Source organism: Psychromonas algicola, assembly GCF_004378355.1.
Lineage (GTDB): Bacteria > Pseudomonadota > Gammaproteobacteria > Enterobacterales > Psychromonadaceae > Psychromonas.
In genome coordinates this window covers 28,568-53,620 of record NZ_SNUB01000026.1, presented here as the reverse complement: position 1 = coordinate 53,620, position 25,053 = coordinate 28,568, and the positions used below count along the sequence as shown (strand labels likewise).

The 25,053-nt window shown below is 36.0% G+C and carries 18 protein-coding genes and 1 pseudogene; 7 read left to right on the top strand and 12 right to left on the bottom strand.

Translation table 11 applies throughout. From position 1 onward, the window contains the following. The first annotated feature begins 353 nt into the window (after positions 1 to 353). Together E2R67_RS12560 and E2R67_RS12555 are read left to right on the top strand one after the other, a co-directional pair. Positions 354 to 1,898, top strand: a complete 1,545-nt coding sequence (locus E2R67_RS12560; protein ID WP_166739384.1) for a methyl-accepting chemotaxis protein — start codon at positions 354 to 356, stop codon at positions 1,896 to 1,898. A gap of 152 nt (positions 1,899 to 2,050) precedes the next feature. Continuing rightward, positions 2,051 to 2,488: a universal stress protein gene (locus E2R67_RS12555; RefSeq protein WP_134291299.1), complete on the top strand. Its 438-nt coding sequence runs from the start codon at positions 2,051 to 2,053 to the stop codon at positions 2,486 to 2,488. 172 nt (positions 2,489 to 2,660) lie between these two features. Here E2R67_RS12555 and E2R67_RS12550 read toward each other — a convergent pair whose 3' ends face one another. Next, on the bottom strand, positions 2,661 to 4,523 hold the full coding sequence (locus E2R67_RS12550) for a PhoX family protein (RefSeq protein ID WP_134291298.1): 1,863 nt from the start codon (positions 4,521 to 4,523) through the stop codon (positions 2,661 to 2,663). Between the two features lie 262 nt (positions 4,524 to 4,785). Here E2R67_RS12550 and E2R67_RS12545 point away from each other — a divergent pair, with 262 nt between their 5' ends. Beyond that, positions 4,786 to 6,432, top strand: a complete 1,647-nt coding sequence (locus E2R67_RS12545; protein WP_134291297.1) for a methyl-accepting chemotaxis protein — start codon at positions 4,786 to 4,788, stop codon at positions 6,430 to 6,432. Between the two features lie 70 nt (positions 6,433 to 6,502). On the opposite strand, the gene E2R67_RS16665 is transcribed toward E2R67_RS12545, so the two are convergent. Beyond that, a complete protein-coding gene (locus tag E2R67_RS16665) occupies positions 6,503 to 7,705 on the bottom strand; it encodes a GNAT family N-acetyltransferase (protein ID WP_166739383.1) in 1,203 nt (400 codons plus the stop codon). Positions 7,706 to 7,801: 96 nt separating this feature from the next. Here E2R67_RS16665 and pdxR point away from each other — a divergent pair, with 96 nt between their 5' ends. The 3 genes and pseudogenes from pdxR to E2R67_RS12525 all read left to right on the top strand — a co-directional run bounded on the left by pdxR (position 7,802) and on the right by E2R67_RS12525 (position 12,391). Then, on the top strand, positions 7,802 to 9,277 hold the full coding sequence (pdxR, locus tag E2R67_RS12535; protein ID WP_134291296.1) for a MocR-like pyridoxine biosynthesis transcription factor PdxR: 1,476 nt from the start codon (positions 7,802 to 7,804) through the stop codon (positions 9,275 to 9,277). Between the two features lie 230 nt (positions 9,278 to 9,507). After that, entirely contained in the window at positions 9,508 to 11,115 is a 1,608-nt protein-coding gene (locus tag E2R67_RS12530) for a methyl-accepting chemotaxis protein (RefSeq protein ID WP_134291295.1), read from the top strand. 70 nt (positions 11,116 to 11,185) lie between these two features. Beyond that, positions 11,186 to 12,391, top strand: a pseudogene (locus tag E2R67_RS12525) (IS256 family transposase). Between the two features lie 127 nt (positions 12,392 to 12,518). On the opposite strand, the gene E2R67_RS12520 reads toward E2R67_RS12525, so the two are convergent. From E2R67_RS12520 to rimK, 9 genes are all read right to left on the bottom strand, one after another. Continuing rightward, positions 12,519 to 12,971: a hypothetical protein gene (locus tag E2R67_RS12520; RefSeq protein WP_134291294.1), complete on the bottom strand. Its 453-nt coding sequence runs from the start codon at positions 12,969 to 12,971 to the stop codon at positions 12,519 to 12,521. 250 nt (positions 12,972 to 13,221) lie between these two features. Next, a complete protein-coding gene (locus E2R67_RS12515; RefSeq protein WP_134291293.1) occupies positions 13,222 to 15,240 on the bottom strand; it encodes a methyl-accepting chemotaxis protein in 2,019 nt (672 codons plus the stop codon). 219 nt (positions 15,241 to 15,459) lie between these two features. Beyond that, entirely contained in the window at positions 15,460 to 16,953 is a 1,494-nt protein-coding gene (locus E2R67_RS12510; RefSeq protein ID WP_134291292.1) for a tripartite tricarboxylate transporter permease, read from the bottom strand. Between the two features lie 10 nt (positions 16,954 to 16,963). Beyond that, positions 16,964 to 17,410: a tripartite tricarboxylate transporter TctB family protein gene (locus E2R67_RS12505; protein ID WP_134291291.1), complete on the bottom strand. Its 447-nt coding sequence runs from the start codon at positions 17,408 to 17,410 to the stop codon at positions 16,964 to 16,966. 87 nt (positions 17,411 to 17,497) lie between these two features. Further along, positions 17,498 to 18,424, bottom strand: a complete 927-nt coding sequence (locus E2R67_RS12500) for a tripartite tricarboxylate transporter substrate binding protein (protein WP_134291290.1) — start codon at positions 18,422 to 18,424, stop codon at positions 17,498 to 17,500. A gap of 575 nt (positions 18,425 to 18,999) precedes the next feature. Beyond that, on the bottom strand, positions 19,000 to 19,902 hold the full coding sequence (locus E2R67_RS12495; protein ID WP_166739382.1) for a GGDEF domain-containing protein: 903 nt from the start codon (positions 19,900 to 19,902) through the stop codon (positions 19,000 to 19,002). Positions 19,903 to 20,204: 302 nt separating this feature from the next. Then, the gene (locus tag E2R67_RS12490; protein WP_134291288.1) at positions 20,205 to 20,648 is read right to left on the bottom strand and encodes an ATP-dependent zinc protease family protein; all 444 of its coding nucleotides are present in this window, start codon (positions 20,646 to 20,648) and stop codon (positions 20,205 to 20,207) included. A gap of 2 nt (positions 20,649 to 20,650) precedes the next feature. After that, a complete protein-coding gene (locus tag E2R67_RS12485) occupies positions 20,651 to 21,694 on the bottom strand; it encodes a succinylglutamate desuccinylase/aspartoacylase family protein (RefSeq protein WP_134291287.1) in 1,044 nt (347 codons plus the stop codon). Between the two features lie 3 nt (positions 21,695 to 21,697). Further along, positions 21,698 to 22,603 (bottom strand): 30S ribosomal protein S6--L-glutamate ligase, encoded by a 906-nt coding sequence (gene rimK / locus E2R67_RS12480; protein WP_134291286.1) that lies wholly within the window; start codon positions 22,601 to 22,603, stop codon positions 21,698 to 21,700. Between the two features lie 147 nt (positions 22,604 to 22,750). On the opposite strand from rimK, the gene E2R67_RS12475 reads away from it, so the two are divergent. Then, the gene (locus E2R67_RS12475; RefSeq protein WP_134291285.1) at positions 22,751 to 23,599 is read left to right on the top strand and encodes a LysR family transcriptional regulator; all 849 of its coding nucleotides are present in this window, start codon (positions 22,751 to 22,753) and stop codon (positions 23,597 to 23,599) included. A 79-nt stretch (positions 23,600 to 23,678) separates the two neighbouring features. On the opposite strand, the gene E2R67_RS12470 is transcribed toward E2R67_RS12475, so the two are convergent. Then, positions 23,679 to 25,025 carry a magnesium transporter gene (locus E2R67_RS12470; RefSeq protein WP_134291284.1) on the bottom strand — a complete coding sequence of 449 codons (1,347 nt, stop codon included), beginning with the start codon at positions 25,023 to 25,025 and terminating at the stop codon, positions 23,679 to 23,681. Positions 25,026 to 25,053 lie beyond the last annotated feature (28 nt).

Here is a 25,053-nt window from a genome sequence, read left to right as displayed (position 1 = left end):
ATTTGTTTTGCCTGAACGGCGAGAGAGAAGTTACCCAAGAATGGTTAAAGCGAGACCCAAAAGATACGCAGAAAGAAAAGGTAAAAAAATGCCCATCAGTTCTTAACTGACAGGCATTAAACGTTAACAGTTCGCTTTTTATTTTATGTAAAACCTCACCTTTGTTTAATCTGCGTCATTATCCCAACCTCAAATTCCATGCTATTTATTATTAAGCAGGGTCACATTTTCAACAGTATGCCTGCGTTTTTATTCTAATTACTGGTTTGATAAGAAATTCTGACTAAAGTTAATTGTATATATTAGGATTCAGTTTTTTTGATAGTTCTCACTATATAAAAGGATAGATATAGATGGAAGGCGAACGCGTAAAATTTTCAGAAGAAGATAGTTTAATATCAACAACCACTGCTGATAGCCATATTACTTATTATAATGATGACTTTTCACGTGTCGCAGGATATGAAAAAAACGAACTTCTTAATAAGCCTCATAATATTATTCGCCATGAAGACATGCCTAAAGCCGCATTTGGACAGCTTTGGAGCTATATTCAATCTGGAAAAAGTTGGATGGGGCTAGTCAAAAATAAATGTAAAGGCTCTGGTTATTATTGGGTATCTGCTTTTGTTACTCCTATCATTGGTGAAGATGGCGAAGTTAAAGAATATCAATCAGTTAGAACACAACCAAGTGATGAACAAATATCACGAGCAATGAAGCTTTATAAAAGATTGAAAAAAGGCAGTGTCCCCGTCCGACGTATGCAATGGCTTAATTTAATGATGATTATTGCCGTTATTGAAGTCTTGTTACTCGCAGGAGTGGTCTTAGAGGCGATCCCTACACTGTTAGCTGGTGGAGCGCTTATCGGCTTTGTGATGATACAAATATTAATACTACTTAACATTAAAAAAAGGCTCTCTTCAATTACTAAAGCTTCTGAGAATAATTATGATAACCCTTTGATGGAGAAGCCTTATACTGGCTATTGTGATGATTTTTCGAAAATAGAATTAGCGATGCAGATGAAACGCGCTGAATTACGAGCAGTCACTGCGAGAGCAACGGAAACTTCAGATCATATTTTAGTTGCTGCGAATGATGAGTTTCAAAATAGCCAAGATATTGATGTTGAATTACATGAGCAAGATGTTGCCATTGATTCCATGACTGAGTCAGCAGATGAAATGCTCGCTTCTATTCATGAAGTAGCTGATCAAGCAAAACATAGCTCTGAATTTACTTCAAACACCAAGAACACTGCAACCAAGGCTGTTGTTACCATTAATGAAGCTGTAAAAACAGTTCATGCATTAAGCCAACAACTAGAAGAGTCGAAAGCGGCTTTGAGTCAGTTATATAGTGATGTTGATGGTATTAAATCTATTCTTACTCTTATTCAAGGTATTGCCGACCAAACTAATTTATTAGCATTGAATGCCGCTATTGAAGCCGCGAGAGCTGGTGACCACGGACGAGGGTTTGCTGTTGTTGCTGATGAAGTACGCACTTTGTCAGGGAAAACCAGTTCTTCTGTAGAAGAAATTCGTTCCAACATTGAAGCATTACAGTTAACCGTTAATAAAACTGGAACGATAATGGAAAAAGGGATCCTTTCTTCAAAAGAGAGTATGGATAAATCTGAACAAGGTAAAGAAGCCTTTAGAGTTGTGATGGAAGATTTAACAAGTATTGGAGAACAAAGTGCGCAAACACTCGCTTCAATTACTGACCAAGTTACAGTGACCAAGGGAATGTCGGATCATGTGCAACGAATGAAAGAAGCGAATAATACTAATCGTACGTTATCAGGTAATTCATTAGAAAGAACAAGGCAGATAGTTGAGAATTTAGAAAGTTTACAACGTTTAGTTATGCAGTTTAAAAGCTCTTAATTATCGATTATTTAAGCTAATGGAACAATTTGATTTAGATCATTAAAGTTGCTGAATTTATCACTATTTTTTGTATTGGAGATCTAGCTAAAAAATAAAAACAGCATTTGTGTCTACTGTTATTTCAGGTACACGAAACAAGGAGAAAAGTAATGACTTATACTCATATTTTAGTTGCTGTTGATTTTGATAAAGGAACAATGGATGTTCTTAATAAAGCGGTTAGTTTAGCTAAATCGCTTGATGCTAAGGTGTCCTTGGTGCATGTCGATAGTCAAGTCAGCGATATTGGTATTTTTAGTGGGTTGATTGATACAGAGCTTGTCGGTATTGAACCTGTCCATCCAATGTCAGAACAATCAAATAAAAAATTAACAGAGCTTGCACAGAAGGCTGGTTATCCTATAACTAATAAGTTCTTGATCAATGGTGAGCTTACTTTTGATTTAGAAGAGCCAGTGAAAAACGCTGGTATTGATTTGATTGTTTGCGGTCATCATCATAACTTCTGGAGTCGAATGAAACCTTCTGCTGGTGGGTTAATTAATACTTCCCCTGTTGATTTGCTAATTATTTCATTGGAAGACTAATTATTTACTCACTTTTAATAAGCTAATTTTTAACAAGTAAATACAAAAATGCCAGATGAATATCATCTGGCATTTTATTTTATTGGCTTTTTATATCGACAGTGAGAGGCCTTTGATGCTTAGATTTTATAAGTATTGCATCGACCTTTTTTTATTTTATCTAGCGATAGATTTAGCTGCCAATAATACCGCCATCATCTTTTGTGATCATTACAATCGTTGAGCGCGGTTTGCTATCTCCACCATGCGGGTAATGTGCACTTGGATGTTGTACACCAACAAACATTGTTTTTTGGTCTTCAGAGAAAGTTAAGCCTGTGATCTCACATCCAATTGGACCTGTTAAGAATCGGCGCACTTCACCTGTTTCTGGATCGCCACATAACATTTGGTTGTTACCTTGTCCGGCAAAGTCTCCTTCATTTGAGTAATTGCCATCTGTTTGGATCCATAAACGACCTGCTTTATCAAAGCCAATACCATCAGGACTGTTGAACATATTATCTTTATTAATATTGTCACTGCCTGCGTATAAGTTACCTTGATGAACCGTTGGATTACCCGCAATTAAGTATAAATCCCACTGGAAAGTATCACTTGTGTGATCATGTTTTGTTGGAGACCAACGCACGATTTGACCGTAATGATTCTCTGCTCTTGGATTAGGACCTTCAACATCTTGTCCTGCTTTTACGCCGCGGTTTTTGTTATTGGTTAATGTACAAAATACATGCTTTTTGTCTGGATGAATAGCAACCCATTCTGGTCTGTCCATGGTCGTTGCACCAACTTGAGTTGCTGCTCGACGTGCAAAAATCATGACTTCTGCTTGGCTATTAAATCCGTTTGCTTTCGTTAAGCCGTTTTTACCGTAGGTTAACTCTAACCATTGGCCTTCGCCCTCTAGCTTGTCTTTTTCCATACCAAATTTAGCTACATATAGCGTACCTTCTTCAAGTAGGTTACGGTTTGCTGCATTGTTACCTTTTTGGTATTTGTCTTTTGATACAAACTTGTAGAGATGCTCTCCACGCTCATCATCACCAAGGTAAACAACGACATGGCCATCATCATTAACCATTAATGCTGCATTTTCATGTTTAAAGCGACCTAATGCTGTACGTTTTAATGGTGTTGATGTTGGATCATTAGGATCGATCTCAACAACCCAGCCATGACGATTTGGTTCTGTTGGGTTTTTAGATAAGTCAAAGCGTTCATCAAAATTGTGCCATTGGTATTTGCTTTGTACTGCTTTTACGCCGTAACGTTTATGATCGTCTGTTAGGGCGACATCTTGCTCTGAACCAAAAAATCCGTTGAAGTTTTCTTCACAGGTTAAGTAAGTTCCCCAAGGTGTTTCACCATTTGCACAGTTGTTAAAAGTACCTAATACTTTTTTACCGGTTAGGTCTGCTTTGGTTTTTAATAAGTCATGACCAGCGGCTGGTCCTGTTACTTCCATTTCAGTGTTTGCTGTAATACGACGATTGGCTTTACCTTGTTGGTCTAGTGCCCATTGACCATTCTTTTTCACAATTTCTACAATGGTAATACCAACAGCCGCTTGCGCTTTTTTAACATCATCAGCTGTCATCGCTTTGCCTTGATGGTCAAATAGATGTTTATAGTTTGTGTATTCATTATTTACTGCAAGAATAGCTCTGTCATTAGAGACAGGGAAGATACTCATACCGTCAGTATTATCGCCAAACTGCATTGTCTGTGCTTTAGAGTCTTGTTGCCCATTGGCATTAAATGCAGGAGCATTTGGAAGAATAGGATCGCCCCATGACATTAAGTTACTTGTGCTATAGCCTTTAGGCACAATGATATTATCGCTTGTTGACGTCGGCACTGCTGTGAAGTTTAACAGAGAGTATTCCATCATTCCTGACATTGCCTGCGCAACTGGGTTTAAAGTTAAAAATGCCCCGGCACCTGCTGCCGCTGTGCCAATTAAAAAACCACGACGTGATAAGCGTGCATTAACCATTTTGCTAAAATCAGATTCTTTTTCAATTAACTTTGTCATTACATTTCCTTTTGGGGGGATTTATTATCATCTAATTATTGAACAATAGCCTAAATGAGGTATATGACATTAATATGGCAGCTTTATGACGGTTTGATAAATATAAAAGCAAAGGCGGTTTCTATTCAATTGCATGTAAATGTTAAAACAATGTTATGGGAATGTGGTTGTATCACGTTTTTGAAAATAGTGATTATGATGCGTTTTTTACTTTCTGCTATGATTTTTTTCACGATTATATTTGAAGTAAGGTTATATAATAATGAAATATTTATATGCAAGACCTTGGCTAACATTTATCTTTTTACTTGTTATTCTTGGTTTAATAAGTACTGTAATTACCGCTAAATTTTTGGTCTCCTTTCCTCTTATTTTTGCCACTGCGTTATTATCTTCTGGGCTCACTTATTTTCTTTTTCAGTGGTATTTCATTCGTCCCATCAAAATACAATTAGTTAAGCTTAATGATGTTTATTTTGATAGAGATAAAAAAAGAAAAGTCGATCTTAGTATTTTGAACCGAATTGCTGAAAAGCTAGCCTTAACTGCTTCTAAAATTGAAGGAGTAAGTCGAACCTGTAGTCAGTTTGCGATTGCTGGGGCTGAAGTATCATTTGCCAGTGATATTTTAGCTAATCGCGTTAAAGAGCAATTAAAAAAAGTAGAGCAATTAACTGAAACTTCATCGATAGTGACTCAAAATATAGAAGCTGCCGCGGAGGAAAGTAATCATCTTAGTGATTTATCTTCTTTAACAAGTGATGCAAGTCGACAAGGACAAGAAGCTATTGAGTCTGCTAATCAAGATATGCGACGAACTGATGAGCAAGTCAAATCAGTGTCAGGGTTAATTAATAGCTTAAATGATCAAATCTCTCAGATATTTAATATCACTCATGAAATTAATAGTATTGCTGATCAAACTAATTTACTTGCGTTAAATGCTTCTATTGAGGCGGCGCGTGCAGGTGAACATGGACGAGGTTTTGCTGTGGTGGCTGATGAAGTTCGTAATTTGGCTACGCGCACAACTTCATCAACTAGCGAAATTAGTGAAATGATTCAAGGTATCAATCAAGGAACGGCTAAGCTTTCTACTGCGATGACAGAGCTAGTCTCGGCTGTTGCTGATACCGTTGAAAAAACCGATACCGTTAATACTTATTTAGAGAATATTAACTCTCAAGCAGAGAAAGTAGACGAGAAGGTACAAACCTCAAAGGAACGAGCAGACCAAAATCAACAACATCAAGCTGCTATTGCATTAGAATTTGAAGAGTTAGCCTCTGAATTAAATGCAACGCAATCTGATGTTGAAGATGTATCTGGGCATTCTTCTGCTCTTTCATCTCGTGCTGAAAATATTTACGAGTTATTAGGTGAAGAAGGCTTGTTTGGCGAGCATAAAGTTGTGCTTAAAAGAGCGCAAGAAGCCGTACTACAAATTGAAGCTGTATTTGAACAATCAATACAAGAGAATACTATTTCTATGGATAGCTTATTTGACCGTAATTACCAAGTGATTCCTTCTACCAATCCAGTGAAACATAGTACGTTGTTTGATGAGTTTACCGATATCGTTTTACCTGCTATCCAAGAGCCTTTGTTGGATGAAGCTTGTATTTTATTTGCGGGCGCTGTGGATGAAAATGGTTATTTCCCCACGCATAATAAATGCTACTCACAACCTTTAACTGGAAACTATCAACAAGATTTAGTGAATAACCGTACTAAACGTATTTTTAGTGATCCAACTGGATCGCGTTGTGGTTCGCATGATAAGCCCTTTTTAATACAAACCTATAAGCGTGATACTGGAGAGATTGTTCATGATCTCTCTGTACCGATTTATGTGCAAGGTAAAAAATGGGGAGGTTTCCGTGTTGGTTATACTTCTGAAAAAGAGTAGTGTTCTATCATATCTAGATTAGATAAAATAACGCATTCATTGTTAATTTGAATGCGTTATTGATAGTTAGCTATTTATTACCTGCTAAATGCGCGTTGGCAAGTGATTGTTTATTTTCTGCAATAAGTTGATTGGCAATGGCTTCTCTAACAACTAATGGTTTTTGCTGATCTAATTTGAATATTTTATCAATCCGCTCAATGCTTATTTCAAAGCAGCGAATATTAGCTAACATACCTTGTATCATTTGTTCTGGTTGACTATCCATAGACCAGTTTTCTGCTTCAAGATCTTCTACTTGTAACCTAACTTGCTCTTTGTTTTGTTCTGGCGATAAGAAGTGAAATTGACCACTTACATGTACGCGACGATAGTTCCACGTTGGCACTCTTATTTTCTCATGTAATAAAGGGGAAATATAAACATCATCACCTTGAAAAACCAATGTGACTGTTGCACCGTTTTCCAATAGCCAGGCAAGTTTATTTCTAATAAATAAATGACCTGTTAACACATTTTTTTCTTGGTCGAGTCGTAGAGGTAAATAAATAATTTGATCATGTATGTTGTCATTACTCGCTATGATAACTTGTGCTAAAGGATACTCTTTTATGATTGAAATGACTTGAGCATCTGGTTTTTCATTTGATGATTTCTCTTGTGTCATTAGGCTTTGGTTTGAATACTTAGCCATTTTATTTTGTAGGTTTGTTTTCGCTTTTGGCCATTCACTTTTTAATAAACTGAATAATGCTGTGTTACGGTATTCTCCTGTTGAGAGTAATCTATGGCTTCTTAATATGCCTTCAAAGGTAGCCCCTAAACGGCTAATTGCATTACGTGATTTTTGGTTTTTTTCATGGGTTCGTAATTGAACTCTAATCACATCTAATTTTTCAAAAGCATGAGTGAGTAATAATAGCTTACTGTTGCTATTAATGTGGCTACGCTGACATTCAGTGCTAATAAAGGTAAAGCCGATTTCTATCGCGCTGTTTTCGATGTCGATACTACAATAACGAGTGCTCCCCACCAATTTTCCGCTAGCATTATCAATAATTGCAAACATAACTTGTTCTCCTTTTACTACTTGAGCTAGGGATTCTTCTACCCACTTTTTAGCGATTTCTATTGATTCGCATTGATAGGGAGGTGTCCATTGCCAAATTTTTTCATCTTTACCTGCGTTATAAAAATCTTGAAGGTGATCCATTGTCATTGGAATTAAGGTTACGAATTCGTTGCTAAGTGTGATTGGTTTTGGTTGTTGCATGATTCTTTCCTCAGTTAACTATCATTAAACATTGTGTTTATTTTTACTTAATCTGGTATGTTATAAACAACCAGAATGTAAGTTGTAGGTATACCAATGAAAGCGTTGAATTTATCAATACTTCCTGTTGCATCATTGAATAATGATGGACAAAAAAGGGCTAAATATTTAACCATTAGCCAAGCAATTCGTGATGCGATAAAAGATGGGAAGGTAAAGTCATTAGAGCAATTACCATCTGCTAGGCAGCTAGCGCTTCAGTTAAATACCAATCGACATACTATTATGGCGGCTTTTAACGAGTTAATTGCGCAAGGCTGGATCGTGAGTAAGGAAAGAAAAGGTTATTTTGTTGCTGAAGATCTCCCCGTAAATGGTTCAAAAAAAACAAAACCAATAACGCAAAACGTTTCAAATTTTAGATGGGAATTTACTAAAAATGTTGAGTCAAGTCCGATCCAATCGGCAGTGAAATATCGTTATAATTTTGCTGGTGGTACACCTGATATTTCCTTGTTCCCTTTTAATGAATTTAAAAGTTATATTAGTGATGCCTTTAGTCGGCCTAACCTAGGTGAGTTAAATTATGGTAATACGGCGGGGTATTCACCTTTAATTGAACAAATAACTGAATATTTACGCCGTACAAGAGCATTAACAGGCCGTGATATTGTCATCACTAATGGTTCGCAGGAAGCGCTTTATATTTTATCGCAAATATTATTGTCAGGCGGTTGTAGCGTGGCAACGGAAGCGATGGGATATCAACCTGCGTGGCGAAGCTTTATAAGTTCAGGCGCAAGTGTTGTCTCTATTAAACAAGATACTAAAGGAATGATCCCCGAAGCGCTTGAGGAAGCAATCGCACGGCAAATCAAAATAGGATTGCCGATAAAATTAATTTACTTAACACCACTTCATCAATATCCAACTACGGTTACCTTACCTATAAATAGGCGACATGCCATCTATAGAATTGCTAGTGCGCACAATATTGCAATTATTGAAGATGATTATGACCACGAATATCATTATCGCTGTCAACCTTTGGCGCCCATGGCAAGTGATGATCCTAACAGGCTGGTTATTTATTTGTCGACTTTTTCTAAAGTGATGTTTCCTGGTGCACGTATTGGTTTTATGGCATTAGATAGAACCTTAAGTAATGCGGTTGTTAATTATAAAACGATTGTAAATCATAAAGTGAGTGTGCCCATGCAAGATGCCATTGCACGTTGGATGCAAGCAGGGGATTTTGAGCGCTATCTTAGAAAAACAACCAAAATATATCACCAGCGCCGAGACTTTATGGTTCAACAATTAGCACATTATCAAGGCTTGGGAAAAGTTAAATCCTTTGCTGTACCTGATGGGGGAATGGCGATGTGGGTTGAGCTAAACCAGAGCGCAAAATGGTTGGCAAAAAAAGCTGCAAACAGTCATATCTTTATTCAACAAGAGGAACAATTTTTCGTTGATAAAGCGCAAAGCAAAGATCGATTCATACGACTTGGTTTTGCAGGAATGAGTATTGAAAATATTGAATTAGGATTAAAGCTTATTTTTGAATAGTTTTTTAATTATTTGTTATTTTTCTGGGTATTAATTGCTTAGAATTTTTTTTAATTTATTTAAATATATTTTCCTGCTTTTTTTACTTTTTTACTCGCTATTTTCAAGAATTTGACTACTTTTGTCTTATGGTAAAAAGCCATTTGTTGCTACTAGATGTTGATTAATTTTTTCAAAAATTTCAATGTATATTTATTAAGTAACAAAAAACTAATTTAGAGAGAACTGTTATGACCATAAGAAAAAAAATGTACTTGGCTTTATTGTCGTTAGTCGCTGTATTGTTTATTCAATCTGTATTTATGATTTACCAAAGCAGCCGTATCCATAAGGCATCTATCAATATAGGTGAAACGATAGAGCCCATTCTTTTTAAAAACTATGAATTAAAAATAGCGGTTATTCAGGTACAGCAATGGTTAACCGATATTAGTGCAACTAGAGCACAAGATGGATTAAATGATGGCATTGAAGTTGCTGAAGAAAACTACAATATCGCAGTGGAGTTATTATCAGAGCTAGCTGTATTAGACCACTCTAACGCTGAATTTTATCAAAAAATGTTAGTTACCCTGAAGAATTATTTTGAAACGGGTAAGCGAATGGCGAATGCTTATATCGAGCAAGGCCCAGCAGGCGGTAATAAAATAATGCCTGAGTTTGATGATGCAGCTGCCGCTATTACAGAGCAAGTTGAGAATGTTATGGAAATTTCTAAATTGAATTCACAAGCTAATCTTAATAAGCAAACAAGTGACTCGGCACTTATCCAAACTTCTATCTATTTATTATCAGCAATCTTTTTATTCGTATTAGCTTTACTTTATGTGATGACTAGCCGTGGTTTATTAAAACCATTAGATGTAATGACGAATATGGCCGATGACTTAGCACACGGAGAAGGAGATTTAACGAAAAGATTAAATGAATCTAAACAAGATGAATTAGGGCTTACTGCGCATCATATTAATAGTTTTATTAAGAAAACACAGGCACTTATTAAAGCTGTTAGTGAAACAATGAAAGACCTTAATGAGACTTCTGATTCATTACAGCGATCTGCTCAAACAACACAATCTGCGATGGCTACACAAGTTAGAGAAACAGACCAAACTGCAACTTCAATCAATCAATTAACAGCAACTTCTTCTGAAGTCTCGCAATTTACCGTTGACGCTTCTAATGAAACTGAAGTCGTAAATGAACATATCACTAATGGTATGAATATTTGTACATCTACGACAGTACAAATGGCTGAATTAGCTGAAAAAATGAGTTCTGCTGAAAGTGTCGTTAAAAGATTAGGGGATGACAGTGCAAATATTGGTGCGATGTTAGAAGCTATTTCTGCCATTTCTGATCAGACTAATTTATTAGCGCTTAATGCCGCTATTGAAGCTGCTCGTGCAGGTGAAAGTGGACGAGGCTTTGCTGTCGTTGCCGATGAGGTTCGCTCGCTTGCTGGACGTTCACAGGAGTCAGCACAAAACATTCAAACTATAGTAAATCGTTTACGTGAAAATGTTGAAGAAGTGATTAACGTGTTTACTGTTAGTCGAGATAATGCAACGGATTCACATAGTAAAGTTGAAGCATTAACTGCTTCATTTGGTATTATTTCTGAAAATATGAAAAATATTAATGAAATGAATGCACAGATTGCAACTGCAACAACCCAACAAAATCAAGTGATGGCTGAAGTTCAGGAAAGTATTGTTAATATTTCTAATGTTTCCCATTCAAATGAAGATAATATTAAGCTAGTTCATACAACAGGGCTGACGCTTAAAACTAATGTGGTTGAATTGAATAAATTATTAGATCAATTTAAATACTAAAACACCTTGTTTGGGTAGTGTTCAAAAATCTGTGTCATTTCAGTAGAATTTACTAAAACAGGAATGACACATGACAAACAATAAATTTAACTTTAATGATGCAGTTAAAGCACTTCAAGATGGCAAGAGCTTGAACGGTAAAGATGGTGTTCTCACATCACTCGTCAAACAATTAACGGAAGAGGCACTCCAAGCTGAAATTGAACTGCACCTCGATAATGACAAACAATCTAATCGTAAGAATGGCTCTAGTAGTAAAACTATAAAGTCCTCTGTTGGCAATTTTGAGCTTAATACACCACGAGATCGTAATGGTAGCTTTTAGCCTCAACTGGTTAAAAAGAATCAAACGACACTCTCAGATGAAATAGATAATAAGATACTTTCAATGTTCAGCATGGGCATGAGTTACCGTGATATTAATAAGCACATTAAAGATATGTATGGTATGAACCTCGCTACAGGGGCTATCAGTGCAATTACCGATAAACTAATTCCTGAATTAAAAGCTTGGCAGCAAAGGCCTTTAGATAGCCACTACCCAATCGTCTGGCTTGATGCTATTCACTATAAAGTAAAAGAGGATGGACGGTATATTAGCAAGGCAGTTTACACCTTACTTGCACTCAATATGCAGGGTAAAAAAGAGATTCTAGGGCTATACCTATCAGAAAACGAAGGAGCTAATTACTGGCTTTCAGTGTTGACCGATCTTAATAACCGTGGCGTAAAGGATATCCTCATAGCCTGCGTTGATGGTTTAACGGGTTTTCCTGAAGCCATCGCTACTATTTTCCCTGAGACAGAGACTCAGCTGTGTGTTATCCATCAAATTCGTAACTCAATGAAATATGTCGCCTCCAAGAACCAGAAGGCGTTTATGGCAGATTTGAAGCCAGTATATCGAGCAGCTACAAAGGAAGCAGCTGAACTGGCCCTTGATGAACTAGAGGTAAAATGGGGAGATGCTTACCCATTAGTGATTAACTCCTGGCGTAGAAAGTGGCATAACTTATCTCACTACTTTAAGTACCCAGAGCATATTCGGAAGGTAATTTATACGACGAATGCAGTTGAAGCGGTACATCGTCAGTTTAGAAAATTAACCAAAACTAAAGGCGCGTTCCCTAATGAAAATAGCTTGCTGAAATTACTGTACGCAGGCATATTAAATGCGTCAGAGAAATGGACAATGCCAATTCACAATTGGAGCCTCTGTTTATCTCAACTAGCTATTTATTTTGAAGGGCGGTTAGACAGCGTGCTGGATATTTAATGAATTACCCTGACACAGAATTTGGAACGCCCTCCTTGTTTGATTAAATAACCGTCTTAATTTATCAAAGGCGGTTATTCATAATAATCTACAGCATATTAGTTACATTTTTTGAACCTTTACCGAGTTATTGTTTATTAATTAAAATTAAATCTCCCTTTACAACAGTTTCAAATAAGCGTTTTTCTGCCCACTCTTTTGAAACTAAATAAGTGCTTGAACCCACTTCTTTGTTAGATTCAACAACATCATTTTTCATATCGATTAATTGTCCATTACTTGGATAGCGAATATCTAACCAAGGATCGTTATCAATTCTTTCAGTTTTGGTTATTGGTATTATCCAAAGTAACTTCATTTCAGCCCAATATAGATAACTTGCTTTTGTTTCTTTGTTATAGCTTGAAAGGTAAAAATGCTGGGGTTGCTTGAATTCTGGGTTACGTTCTTTAGCAATGTTTAATAAGGTTAATTTGAAGAGTTGAAGACTTTTAGTTTCTTGTTGGCCTAAATTTAAATTGCTCGATAGCGTTGTCTCCGCGGATGGGTTAATAGTATTAGCCTGAGTTATTATTGGCAATGGTAAGGTTATCAATACATATAAGCATCTTATCCAGAGCATTTTATTTATTTTTTTTACGCCCATATCTACCTTTCTTAACTGATTTAAAAAGATTTATATCTTTACAAGGCTATAAAATAACTTTTAGGGTATACATTATCAATGTTTCTATATTGACTATTTATTACTTGAATTCAATAAATTAAACAGTTAGTCGTTGAATAATTAATAAAGGATAGAAGCTAATTAACTTCTATCCTTTATGTGATTAAGATTTTTGATGTTCATTTAGTTTAAATTGTGCAACTAATGAAGCTTGTTCATTTGAAAGTTCGTTTAAGGTAACACTACTTTTTGCGGCTTCTGTTGAGCATGACGATATATCTGCCGCCATGTCTGCAATATTAACAATTGTTTGCGCAACTTCTTTAACCACTGTACTTTGTTCTTCAGAAGCGGTGGCGATAGAGCTACTCATATCGTTAATCGTTTTTAGTCCGACCAACATTTCTTTTAATGACTCGCTCGTCGCTACTGTTTGATTGACTGATTGGTCTGCGTATTCAAGGTTACTTTCTACAATAGTCACAGCTTCACTGGCTTTCTTTTGCAAGCTTTCAATCATTTGGTTGATTTCTGTCGCTGATTTTTGTGTGCTAGTTGCAAGAGAGCGAACTTCGTCTGCAACAACGGCGAAACCGCGTCCATGTTCGCCTGCTCGCGCGGCTTCAATGGCTGCATTTAAAGCAAGGAGATTTGTTTGCTCAGTTATTCCTTGAATTGCTTCCACTACTTCTCCTATTTTTAAGGATTCAGTAGATAGTTCTTGAATAACGTTAGATGCAGAATCTAATGACGCTCTTAATGTATTCACAAACTCTAAATTCAAGTTCATGTTGCTCATATTCGTTTCTGCTTGCTCTGTTACTTTAGTCACTTCATCGCTCGTATTAGACGCGTGAGAAGCTATTTCATAAACGGCTGCTTCCATTTCAGTGACGGCAGTAGATACGATATCAGTTTGGCTGCCCTGTGATGCAACATTTTTATTGGTTTCTTCACTCAAGGTTAAACTTTCAGCTGCCATTTTACTGATGGTTGATGCAGCTGATTGTACTTTATAAATTAAGGTGCCCTGATTATTGATAAGTAAATTGATATTATTAGCCACTAAGCCCATTTCCGAATGATATTTAGTGCTGATATTCTCTGTTAAGTCGCCCTTTGAAAGACGTTCAAGTGCTTTCATAATATCGGCTAGTGGTTTACGGATTGCATGTACGACGCTAATTCCGATGGTCAATGCAATGATAATAGAGCTTAGAGCAAGCACTGCATTAAGTATTAAAGAAAAGTTAGAGGTTTCTTCTGCATTGATTAAAGCATTTTCAGAAAGCATTCGAATGCCACTGACAATAGCATTAAGCTCACTGCTGATATTATCCATTTGTTTAGCAGTATCTTCAAAAATAATACGACTTTGGTCGTTATACTTTAAAAATATTAATTGTTGTTGGAATATACCAAGCGGGTTAACAATTGCTCGGTCAAGTTCATCTGCGTAGTATTCTAGATCCGAAGCATAATCTGGCATTGCCTTAATAACTTCAGCGACTTCCATTTTAAAAGTATTGTGGTATCCCGATAACTCTTGTGCAAATCTAGTTGCAGATTCACTGGTTGCAAGTGCTAATGAGCGTTGTAGGATCCTTATCGCTTTAGATGACTGATTAACTACGCCATTAATATTGGCAATGGTTGATGTTAAACCCTCATCTTCCGCAGTTAGTGCGATATCTGTTAAATCATCGTCAAACATATCCCATGTGCCGTTTAAATTACCACTTTCCGCAAGTGCTTTTTCGCGCGCAGTAATTCGACTGTCATGTATATCTAAATGCTTTTCTGCATTTTCAAATAAGTGATTTGCTGCGATATTGACTTGATCAATGGATGCTAATAATTCAGGGTAATTAGTGAGATCTTCTTTTAATGACTCAACTAAGGTTAAGTATTTTTCTTTCGACGATGTATATTTTTCACGTAAAATTTTTCGCTTTTCAGGAGGTTGGGTGTTTGCATGTTGCATCATTGCTCGATTTGCATCTTGTAAATCAAGCAATACAGTATTGGATTTGTCGAGTAAGCCTGTGAGAGTCGATGAGGTTAACTCTAATTGTTCGGCCATAGTCACCTGCGATTTATAAGCAGATCCAGAGATAGCGATTACCAGAACAATAACAATTGAAAAACCTAGTGCGATCCTTTGAATAAGTGATATTTGCATACATAAGCCTTGTTTAATGGGGTTATTACTATGTTAATCAAACGACAAACGGTGGCACATTGCTGATAACTCGCCATGGTATCCGCACGGCCTTATTTCAAGTTGAAGCTTCTTCTCAATGAGTAACGTTTGGTTCCTTTATTCTTGCTCAAAAACAGAGCAGATATTTAATCTACTCTGTTTACTAGCTTGACACTTTTATGAATAAATTGCCAAAATTTAATTGTGTTTTTGTGAATTTTGTTTTTGTTTCTTCTTTAGTTTCATCGTTGAATACACAGAAAATATTGCGAATAAAATAAAGGCTAACGCGATTGGCCTATCATATAAAAACGACCAACTTCCTTCGTATAATATTAATGATTTTCTTAAGTTTGTTTCTGCCATCGGACCTAAAATTATTGCTAATAATATTGGTGAAGAGGGAATATCTAATTTGTTTAAGATAAAACCTAATAAACCAAAAGTAAGCGCGATCCCCACATCAAACATAGAGTTATTAATTGCGTATGCACCTATGATTGACAGGAAAATAATAATTGGAATGATGATTATTTTTGGGACTTCTATAATGCGACAAAAGAAGCGGATACCCAGAAAACCAACAATAAGCATGACAATATTAGCCACTATCATTGAGCTGAAAATTCCATAAACTATTTCTGGATTTTGTGAGAATAAAAGCGGACCAGGTGTTAAACCTTGTACTACTAACGCACCTAATAAAACTGCTGCGACAGCATCTCCAGGAACACCTAAAGTGAGTAAAGGCACTAATGAACCACCAGTAACGCCGTTGTTTCCTGCTTCTGCTGCGGCTAAACCATGCATCGATCCTTTACCAAATTCTTCTGGATTTTTAGCGACTCGCTTGGCTTCGTTGTAACAAGCGAAAGCTGAAATATCGGCTCCAGCACCGGGAACAGAACCAATTGAAGTCCCTATTAATCCACTTTTAATGGTTGTAGGTAAGATTTTTTTGAAGTCAGAAAAACTAAGCACTTTATAATCAAATTTTGGTGCTGTGTCTTTTTGATTGCTAGCTAGTTTTTCTAATTGATTTAAGCCTTCTGAAATGGCGAATAAACCAATTAAAACAGGGATAATATTAATACCGCTATATAAATCTTGGATACCAAAGGTAAATCGAGGAACGCTACTAATAGGGTCTAAGCCAACCATTGAAACTAATAAACCGATTGTTCCAGCTAAAAGCCCTTTCATAATGTTTTCTGCCGATACGCTTGCAATGATTGTTAAACCAAATAAGGCGAGAGCAAAATATTCCGGGGCATTAAAGCGTAATGCAAAATCGGCTAGCATTGGTGATACCGCAATTAATACGATTGTACTAATTAAACCACCAATAAATGAAGCAACAGCTGCAATGCTCAATGCTTTTGCTGCTTGACCTTTAATTGCCATTGAGTGGCCATCAAGTACGGTTGCGGCAGAAGCTGGAGTTCCCGGAGTTTTGAGTAATATCGCTGCAATAGACCCTCCATATATACCACCAATATAAACACCAATAAGCATCACTAATGCAGGAGTTGGATCCATGCTAAACGTGAAAGGTAGCAAAATAGCAACTCCCATGGTTGCTGTTAAACCGGGCAAGGCTCCTAATATAACCCCACCGAGTACACCAAAAACTAATATCGGAAACACTGCCAGACTAAATGCTGACGCAAAACCATTAAGTAAATATTCCATAGTTTACAACCTAATAAAAGAGTAAGCCTTCCGGTAAAGCGATGTAGAACACTTCACCAAAAACATAATAAATTGTGAATACAAATATCCACGCGATTGCGTAATAAAGTGGTTTCTTGATTTTGAAATAAACAAGATAAAAGGTAAAACTAATGAGGCTTGCAAATAAGTAGCCGATAAGTGTAATTAAAATTGTATATCCAATTAAATACACAATCCCAAAAATAGATTTTTTTGAAATCAATGGTTCTTCTTTTTTATGACTTTTTTTGTTTTTATGTTGAATAATTAAAACGCCACAAATTAAAATTTGAATAATCGCAATAACCGCAGGAAAGAAACCAGCTCCAACAGGTGCGGCTTGGTATGAAGGTAACTGAAATTGAGTGATGCCCACGAGTACTAAAAGGCTGAGAATAATGACTAAACTGGGAAAGAAAATATGTCGATTTATCATAATCGGCTCTCTACTGAAACGTGAAAATTTTATAAGGCGAGATAATAAAATAGCCAAGGCGCCGCCTTGGCTATGAGTTAATTAAATTTAGTTAATTAACTGACCTAATAATTTAACATCTTCTTTTACGAAGTCAGTAAACTCTTGAGCATTTAATGGGTGAATTGTCATTGCACCTTTTTTCATAAACTCTTTGAATTCAGCTGTTGCCATTGCTTTATCAAAAGCATTACCTAAAATTTCGATGATTTCATCTGGCGTATCTTTTGGTGCGCCAATTCCACGCCATGTACCCGTAGTTACATTGAAGCCTTGTTCAATTAATGTAGGTACATCTGGGATGTATGAAATACGTTCAGCAGACATTACGCCTAAACCTTTAAGTTGACCTGAGCGTAATTGAGCGATTGCTTCACCTGGAGTTACCATAGTGACTTGTGTGTGGTGACCTAAAACTGATGGAATTGCTTCAGAAGAACCATTATAAGGTATCGCATTTAATTTAATACCTTGGTCTTTTTCTAATGCCATTAAATAAAAGTTAGGTGACGCAGTTGATGCAAATTTAATTTTGCCTGGATTTTTCTTCGCTTCTGCGATTAAGTCACTTACTGAATTAAATGGGCTATCAGCGGGTACCAAAATAACTGCAGGATCTAAGTTAACCATGCGGATCAATTTAAAATCGTCAGCAGTATTTTGCATTAAACCCATTTGCGGTAGTGATGCGATTTCACGTGTAACTACTGTTAAAGTATAACCATCTGCACGTCGATTCGCACCGTAACTCATACCAACAGCACCTGCACCACCAGTTCTATTCATAACAGAAATATTTGTACCAAGGATATCTTTTGCACTGTTTGCAAGAGTACGACCAACAGAATCAGTACCACCTCCTGCACCAAACGGAACAACTAGGCGAATATTTTTAGTTGGATAATCTGCAGCAAATGTACTTGCTGACATGATTAAACCGGCGCTAATTAGTGCTGTTTTTAATAGTTTCTTCATTAATATATTCCTTGTTATTACATAAAAATTAAATTTTTTGTAGCTCAGGTTTTTCTTTTTAATGCTCGGTATTACAAGTTATTCAGTTATGCTAAATATTTGAATATCAACTTGGTTGTAAAAATAATGTATTATTTTTGTCTGTAATACAAATTATTTATAAATAAAGTGGTGGTGATATAAGGTCAGTTTTTATTCATAATATTAATTAATAAGCTTAAAAATTAATCTAAATATGTGTAAATCTGTTTCTTTATCACAACAAACTTTCAAGCATCATATATTATCTACCCAATTAGAGGCATTAACTCGGTCACAAAATGGAATTGGAAGTTAGAGGTAGATCGTATATTTTAGTTTTAGTTTTAGTTTTTGGGGCTTTTATATGTGTTTTATTCATTCAAGATAAAATATTGGGTTGGTCATTTTGCATTTCAATCTAGGTTGATGATTGTAGATAGGTGTTTCGAAAGGATATTTATTCTAATAATAAACGCTATTGCTAGAATGTAAGTTTTATTATTAATGCTGCTAATATTTTAAAGGGATCAATTTGTTGTTAAATTAATAAGATATTAAACACTTTCTAAAACAAAATGAGTTTCTGCTTCTTGTTTGGCTTCATAAACGCATTTATCCGCTATTTTTAAAATATCTTTTGCTGCTAATTGACTAATACTTTGGTCATTAATGTTTACTCCACCTATTGCTGTTCGAATGTAAAGTTCGATATTTGAAAACGAGGTAGGAGTGATAAGGGTATTTTTTATTCTATTGACCAGCGATGACAGTGTTTCTTTTGTTGTGTTCGGTATGAGCATGCAGAATTCATCTCCACCTAATCTAGCTAGCGTATCTGTTTCTCTTTTAGCGTGATTAAGTTGAGTAACAAAATGCCTAAGTAATAAATCACCAACACTATGTCCGTAATTATCATTAACCGCTTTAAAACCGTTAAGGTCAAAATATAGTAATGAGCAAGGTGCTTTGTCACGTTTTGCTTTTTTTAACATTTCAGCCATTCTATCGTCAAATAAGTAACGGTTAGCTGCTCCAGTTAGTGTATCGTAATGAGCTAGCTTTTTTAAGCGTTGCGTTAATTTGTAATCTTTTAGTAAAGATCGAATCGCATGCTCTAAAGAGTGAATAGATAAACTTGGTTTTACTATGGTATCAATAATGGTAAATGTGTTACTAATTGAAGTAGTATCGGTATATGTATCAGTGACAACAAGCAATGGGAACTCATGGTCAAGTGAAGAAAAAGTTTCACTTATTTTGGCGGAGTATTTAGCATAAGATTTATCTTCAATTATTAATAATTGGTCGCTTTCTTCTTCTGTTTTTATATTAGTAATAAATTCAACGTCTATTTGTGAAATTGTTTTTACAATAATATTTGATACTTGAACTGTAGAAGCGATCCAGTTAAAAAAGTCTTTTTCTTCACAAACAATGATTAAATCTAAGCCTTGCATAAACTGCCTTTTGATATTGATAGCAACCATATTTAATAGCTAATCAATTTAGGCCATCTATTTGGTAATACTTATGTTTATTTTATAGCGTGATATTCATACATAATTACTATTTCATATTGAAAATGTGCTTTTATGATGAATAAATTTTAAGCGCTATTATGCAGGCTATTTACTCTATGGGCATGTGAATTTTTAGTCTGCGAATTATGACGTGGAGCGAATGGCTTTTTGATTTATAAAACATAAGCTTGGCTTGAGTTGTAAACCAAGCTTATATTTTTTATTGCTGAAGTTTGATGTTATTTTGTTTCTGCTGACACCATGAACACTTTGGAGGCGTCTACTAAAAGACGATTTCCAATGGCTTCGCGACCAAATAGCATCAGGTAGTTCATATCCGTCCTATCTGTTAATGTAATTTCTATTGGCCAAGTTTCTAAGCCTAAAGTCATTGGCGTTTGTATCACATAGCGTTGTTCTGAAGAGCCATTCGATGATTTGATTTTACGAATATCACTGATCACCGCATGGCATGAGATTAATTTATCCACATTGTGTATATCTGGATGCAAATCAAACTTAACGCAGGGTTTGCCCTTTTCCATATACTTTACAATATTATCAACATGTAACGATGAGGTTTTAGCGCCGGTATCAACTCTTACCTGTAAGTTATCAATACCTAATTCAGGCAATGCAATCGATTCTAAACGACCAATAATAAGTTTTTCTTCTACTTTCATTATTATTCTTCCTTCAACGCATCTGGATTAAAGTCATCGCTAGGTATTAACGAATCCTGAACCGTTTCAATATGTTCTGCTATGGCTTCATCATCTTCTTTAAAGTAAGCAATATGGAACATAGCTTCTCCTTCCTGTACTAATGGTATGTTTTGTTTACCAATTAAAATACCTGAACGTGAAGCGCTTACAACACCTAAAATCTCACCGTATGGACTGCCAATTTCAGCTAAAGTATCACCACGGGTAACTTGATCGCCTAATTTTACTAAGTGATTGACCACACCGCTTGCGTTTGCCCTTAACCAACCACTGCTATTGGCAATATAAGGCTCTTTCAATTTTCGTTTAGATGTTTTTTTACGCATCATTTTTAGATGTCGTAAAACATTTTCTATCCCTTTAATGCCAGCATTAATAGAAAAGTCATCAAAACGTAAGGCTTCGCCTGCTTCATATAACAATACTTTTGTCCCATTCTTCACCGCAGATTCACGTAACGAACCATCGACTAAATTAGAATGTAAAACAACAGGTACTGCAAATACTTGAGCTAACTCTTTTGTTTCTGCGTCGTTCATATCTCCACGAATTTGTGGCAAATTAGAGCGATGAATAGCGCCAGTATGTAAATCAATGCCGTAATCGCAGTGTTTTACAATTTGTGTTAAAAAAATATGTGCAACACGAGCAGCTAATGAGCCTTTTGGTGAACCAGGGAAACAACGGTTTAAGTCTCGTCGATCTGGCATATATCGGCTTTGGTTAACCACTCCGTAAACATTAACCATAGGCACTGCAATGACAGTTCCTCGAATAATTTTAAAGTTTGGTTTGTTAATTAACCGTCTAATTATTTCAATGCCATTTAATTCATCGCCATGCACAGCGGCGCTAATGAAAATAGTTGGGCCATCTTTAGCGCCACGAATAATTTGTACTGGCAATGAAACATCAGCATCGGTATATAACTTTGCCACTGGCAATTCAATTTTACATTGAGTGCCCGGTAAAATATCAAAATTGCCTATGCGTAATGTTTTCATTTTTTATCCTTTTCCGCGGGTTTTGTTAGTTTTTGATTTTGGTGTTTTTTCAATAAAGTCGAACACCATCCCTGCGATATTTTTCCCAGTTGCTTTTTCAATCCCTTCTAAACCAGGGGATGAATTTACTTCCATTACCATTGGGCCACTTTCTGAGCGCAATAAATCAACACCACAGAAGTTTAAGCCCATTATTTTTGCTGCATTAACCGCCGTCTCTCTTTCTGCTTTAGTTAATTTAACGACTTCCGCTGAACCTCCTCGGTGTAAGTTTGAGCGAAATTCGCCTTCAGCACCTTGACGCTTCATTGCTGCAACGACTTTGTCACCAATGACTAGACAACGAATATCAGCACCGCCAGCTTCTTTGATAAATTCTTGTACTAGAATATTAGCTTGTAAACCCATAAATGCTTCAATAATGCTTTCTGCTGCTTTTGCTGTGTCTGCTAATACAACACCAATACCCTGTGTGCCTTCAAGCAGTTTGATCACAACCGGTGCGCCACCTACATTTTTAATGAGATCTTTAATGTTATCAGGTTTGCTTGCAAAACCAGTGCGCGGCATACCAATCCCTTTACGAGATAGTAATTGCATTGAGCGCAATTTGTCACGTGAACGGCTGATTGCAACTGATTCATTTACATTAAAGGTACCCATCATTTCAAATTGGCGTGCAACGGCCGTACCGTAAAAAGTAACGGATGCACCAATACGAGGAATAATCGCATCGTAATGTGGTAATTCTTCACCATGGTAACGCACAGTAGGGCGGCTACTTGTAATGTCCATGTAGCAATGTAGTGTATCTATAATATCAACTTGGTGGCCTTGTGCTTCACCCGCTTCTTTTAAGCGGCGAGTAGAATATAACTTTGGATTTCTAGATAAAATTGCAATTCTCATTGGCGGTATTCCTATTTTAAATTTTATGGATATAGACGCGATTTATATCGCAATGTTTTAAGTGGCTGGAGTATAGGAATGAAATTCAATATAATAAAATGAATTATTTTGCCCTGTTTGATTAATTTTTTTGATTAGAGGTGTTTTGTGAAAATTGAATTATTGAAAACTTTTTTAGAAGTGAGCCGTACGCTGCATTTTCGTATTGCTTCTGAAAATCTTTTTATTACTCAATCTGCTGTGAGTGCCCGAATCAAACTATTAGAAGATGATTTAGGGGTCTTATTATTTGACCGAACTCAAAAACATTTAAAACTAACCCCTGAGGGGCATCGCTTGATTAAACATGCCAATGAATTAATTTTTATGTGGCAAAAAACTAAGCAAGATGTGGGGATCACTGCGCAGCACTCGATGCAATTAGTTGTTGGAGCGATGAGCTCTATTTGGGATATTGTTCTACTTAATTGGATGCATAAAATACATTTAAATATAGAAGATATTAGCTTGTTAACGAGTACTTATAGTCCTCTAGAATTAAGAAAAAGTTTATTAAACCGAGTTATTGATATTGCATTCTTATTTGAGCCTATTTTTGTTGAAGAATTGATTTCAGAAAAAATTGCCACTGTGCCTCTACATTTAGTTACAACAGATCCAAATTATACGGATAACACTGCCGAATTAACTGATTTTATTATGGTGGATTATGGAGAGTCTGTTACCGCTCAATACCTACGTGAATTTGAAAATGCACCAGAAGCAAAACACCATATGAGCCAACCTATACTTGCGCTTAATTTTATTTTAGAAGCGGGTGGTGCAGCTTATTTGCCACGACAAGTTACGTTTGAGTATTTACAAAGTAAGCAATTGTATCTTGTGGAAGAAGCTCCTGTTTTTAAACGTGATATTTATGCTAACTATTTAGTTAAAAATCAGAAGGTGGATGTGATTGAAGATGTTTTAAAGCTTTTTCCTACGGTACGTGTTTAATTCTTTTTAACTATTTATGAGCCATGTTAGTTAGCTTTATGTAACATGGCTTTATTCTTTTGGTTTCTGGCAATAAATTTTATAAAAGCAGTAAACTACCTAAACCTAGGAATACAATAAATCCAAAAATGTCGGTGACAGTGGTTAATACCACAGATCCAGATAAAGCAGGATCAATATTGAATTTACTTAGTATCCAAGGCACCCAAACGCCTGATAATGAAGCAACCAGAATATTACCTAGGATCGCAATAAAAATAGTGATTGAAAGCATGATTGCATCAAACCAAAAGTAAGTGATCAAACTAATTACAATCGCCCATAACACGCCATTTATTGCTCCAACTTTTAGTTCTTTCGCAATAATATCTTTCTTGTTCGCGTCGTTTATTTGCCCGAGTGCCAAGCCTCGGATTATTAAGGTGATCGTTTGACTACCAGAAATTCCTCCCATTGATGCGACAACTGGCATCAATACAGCAAGTGCAACGACCTGTTGTATAGTTGCTTCAAACAAACCAATAAACCATGAGGCTAAAAATGCGGTGACTAAGTTGATGCCTAACCAAACGGCTCGGTTTTTAGAGCTTAACCAAACACTACTAAAGAGATCTTCTTCTTCAACTAAACCTGCTGCCTGTATTAATTGTGTCTCGATTATCTGTTCTTTATATCGATAAGCTGTTGGTAGTTCTAAGCGACCTGTTAAACAATTGTTTTCGTCAATAACAGGAAGAGCTGATGTGTCTGAATCAATTAATAAATCTGATGCATCGGCGATGTTGTCATTACTACTAATTGATTCTATATCTTGATTAATAAAAGATTGATACTCAGTATCGCTAGTTGCTCTAAATACTGCGTTAAGCGGGATCTCTCCAATCAGTACTGCATTATCATCAACGATATAAATGACATCGGTGAAAGCAGGTAAGTTTTTACTACATACTTTTTTTACTGCTGATAACTTTAAGCGTTGTGGAACTTGAATTTCGGTAAAGTTCTGCCAATGCCCAACTTCTTCTAATGTGTAATCACAAGACTTTTTGTAGAGGCTGCGCTGCTTTGCTGTCATATTACTAACAGCATAATCGGTAAAGCGATCGTCTAAGCTTTCAGATAACTCTAATAACTGAAAAGCATCTAACTTAGTTAGTAACGGAAAACAATCTTCATCATCTAAGGCGCTTAATAGCAACTGCCTAGATTCATTTTTCATTAGGATGAATACGTTTTGTTGTGTTTCATCACTGAAACATTTCCATAAATTTGTTCTTAATTTTATTGGAAATGATTCTAATAAAACGGCTATTTGCTCGTCATATAACTCATGCTCTATTTCTGCTACTAGTTGGTTTACCTCTTGTTCCGTTTCAAAGTAGTGGTTAATTTTTTCAATAAAATCCGGTAACAAATCTAATGACATCGGGTATTCCTTTTATTAATTCAAGCAA

What these genes read in the sequence shown, in the direction of transcription:
- E2R67_RS12515 (WP_134291293.1), bottom strand. Translation starts at nt 15,240, where the DNA reads ATGCAAATATCACTTATTCAAAGGATCGCACTAGGTTTTTCAATTGTT.
- E2R67_RS12550 (WP_134291298.1), bottom strand. Translation starts at nt 4,523, where the DNA reads ATGACAAAGTTAATTGAAAAAGAATCTGATTTTAGCAAAATGGTTAAT.
- E2R67_RS12530 (WP_134291295.1), top strand. Translation starts at nt 9,508, where the DNA reads ATGACCATAAGAAAAAAAATGTACTTGGCTTTATTGTCGTTAGTCGCT.
- E2R67_RS12510 (WP_134291292.1), bottom strand. Translation starts at nt 16,953, where the DNA reads ATGGAATATTTACTTAATGGTTTTGCGTCAGCATTTAGTCTGGCAGTG.
- E2R67_RS12560 (WP_166739384.1), top strand. Translation starts at nt 354, where the DNA reads ATGGAAGGCGAACGCGTAAAATTTTCAGAAGAAGATAGTTTAATATCA.
- E2R67_RS12555 (WP_134291299.1), top strand. Translation starts at nt 2,051, where the DNA reads ATGACTTATACTCATATTTTAGTTGCTGTTGATTTTGATAAAGGAACA.
- E2R67_RS12485 (WP_134291287.1), bottom strand. Translation starts at nt 21,694, where the DNA reads ATGAAAACATTACGCATAGGCAATTTTGATATTTTACCGGGCACTCAA.
- E2R67_RS12490 (WP_134291288.1), bottom strand. Translation starts at nt 20,648, where the DNA reads ATGAAAGTAGAAGAAAAACTTATTATTGGTCGTTTAGAATCGATTGCA.
- E2R67_RS12495 (WP_166739382.1), bottom strand. Translation starts at nt 19,902, where the DNA reads ATGCAAGGCTTAGATTTAATCATTGTTTGTGAAGAAAAAGACTTTTTT.
- E2R67_RS12545 (WP_134291297.1), top strand. Translation starts at nt 4,786, where the DNA reads ATGAAATATTTATATGCAAGACCTTGGCTAACATTTATCTTTTTACTT.
- E2R67_RS12470 (WP_134291284.1), bottom strand. Translation starts at nt 25,025, where the DNA reads ATGTCATTAGATTTGTTACCGGATTTTATTGAAAAAATTAACCACTAC.
- E2R67_RS12505 (WP_134291291.1), bottom strand. Translation starts at nt 17,410, where the DNA reads ATGATAAATCGACATATTTTCTTTCCCAGTTTAGTCATTATTCTCAGC.
- pdxR (WP_134291296.1), top strand. Translation starts at nt 7,802, where the DNA reads ATGAAAGCGTTGAATTTATCAATACTTCCTGTTGCATCATTGAATAAT.
- rimK (WP_134291286.1), bottom strand. Translation starts at nt 22,603, where the DNA reads ATGAGAATTGCAATTTTATCTAGAAATCCAAAGTTATATTCTACTCGC.
- E2R67_RS12500 (WP_134291290.1), bottom strand. Translation starts at nt 18,424, where the DNA reads ATGAAGAAACTATTAAAAACAGCACTAATTAGCGCCGGTTTAATCATG.
- E2R67_RS16665 (WP_166739383.1), bottom strand. Translation starts at nt 7,705, where the DNA reads ATGCAACAACCAAAACCAATCACACTTAGCAACGAATTCGTAACCTTA.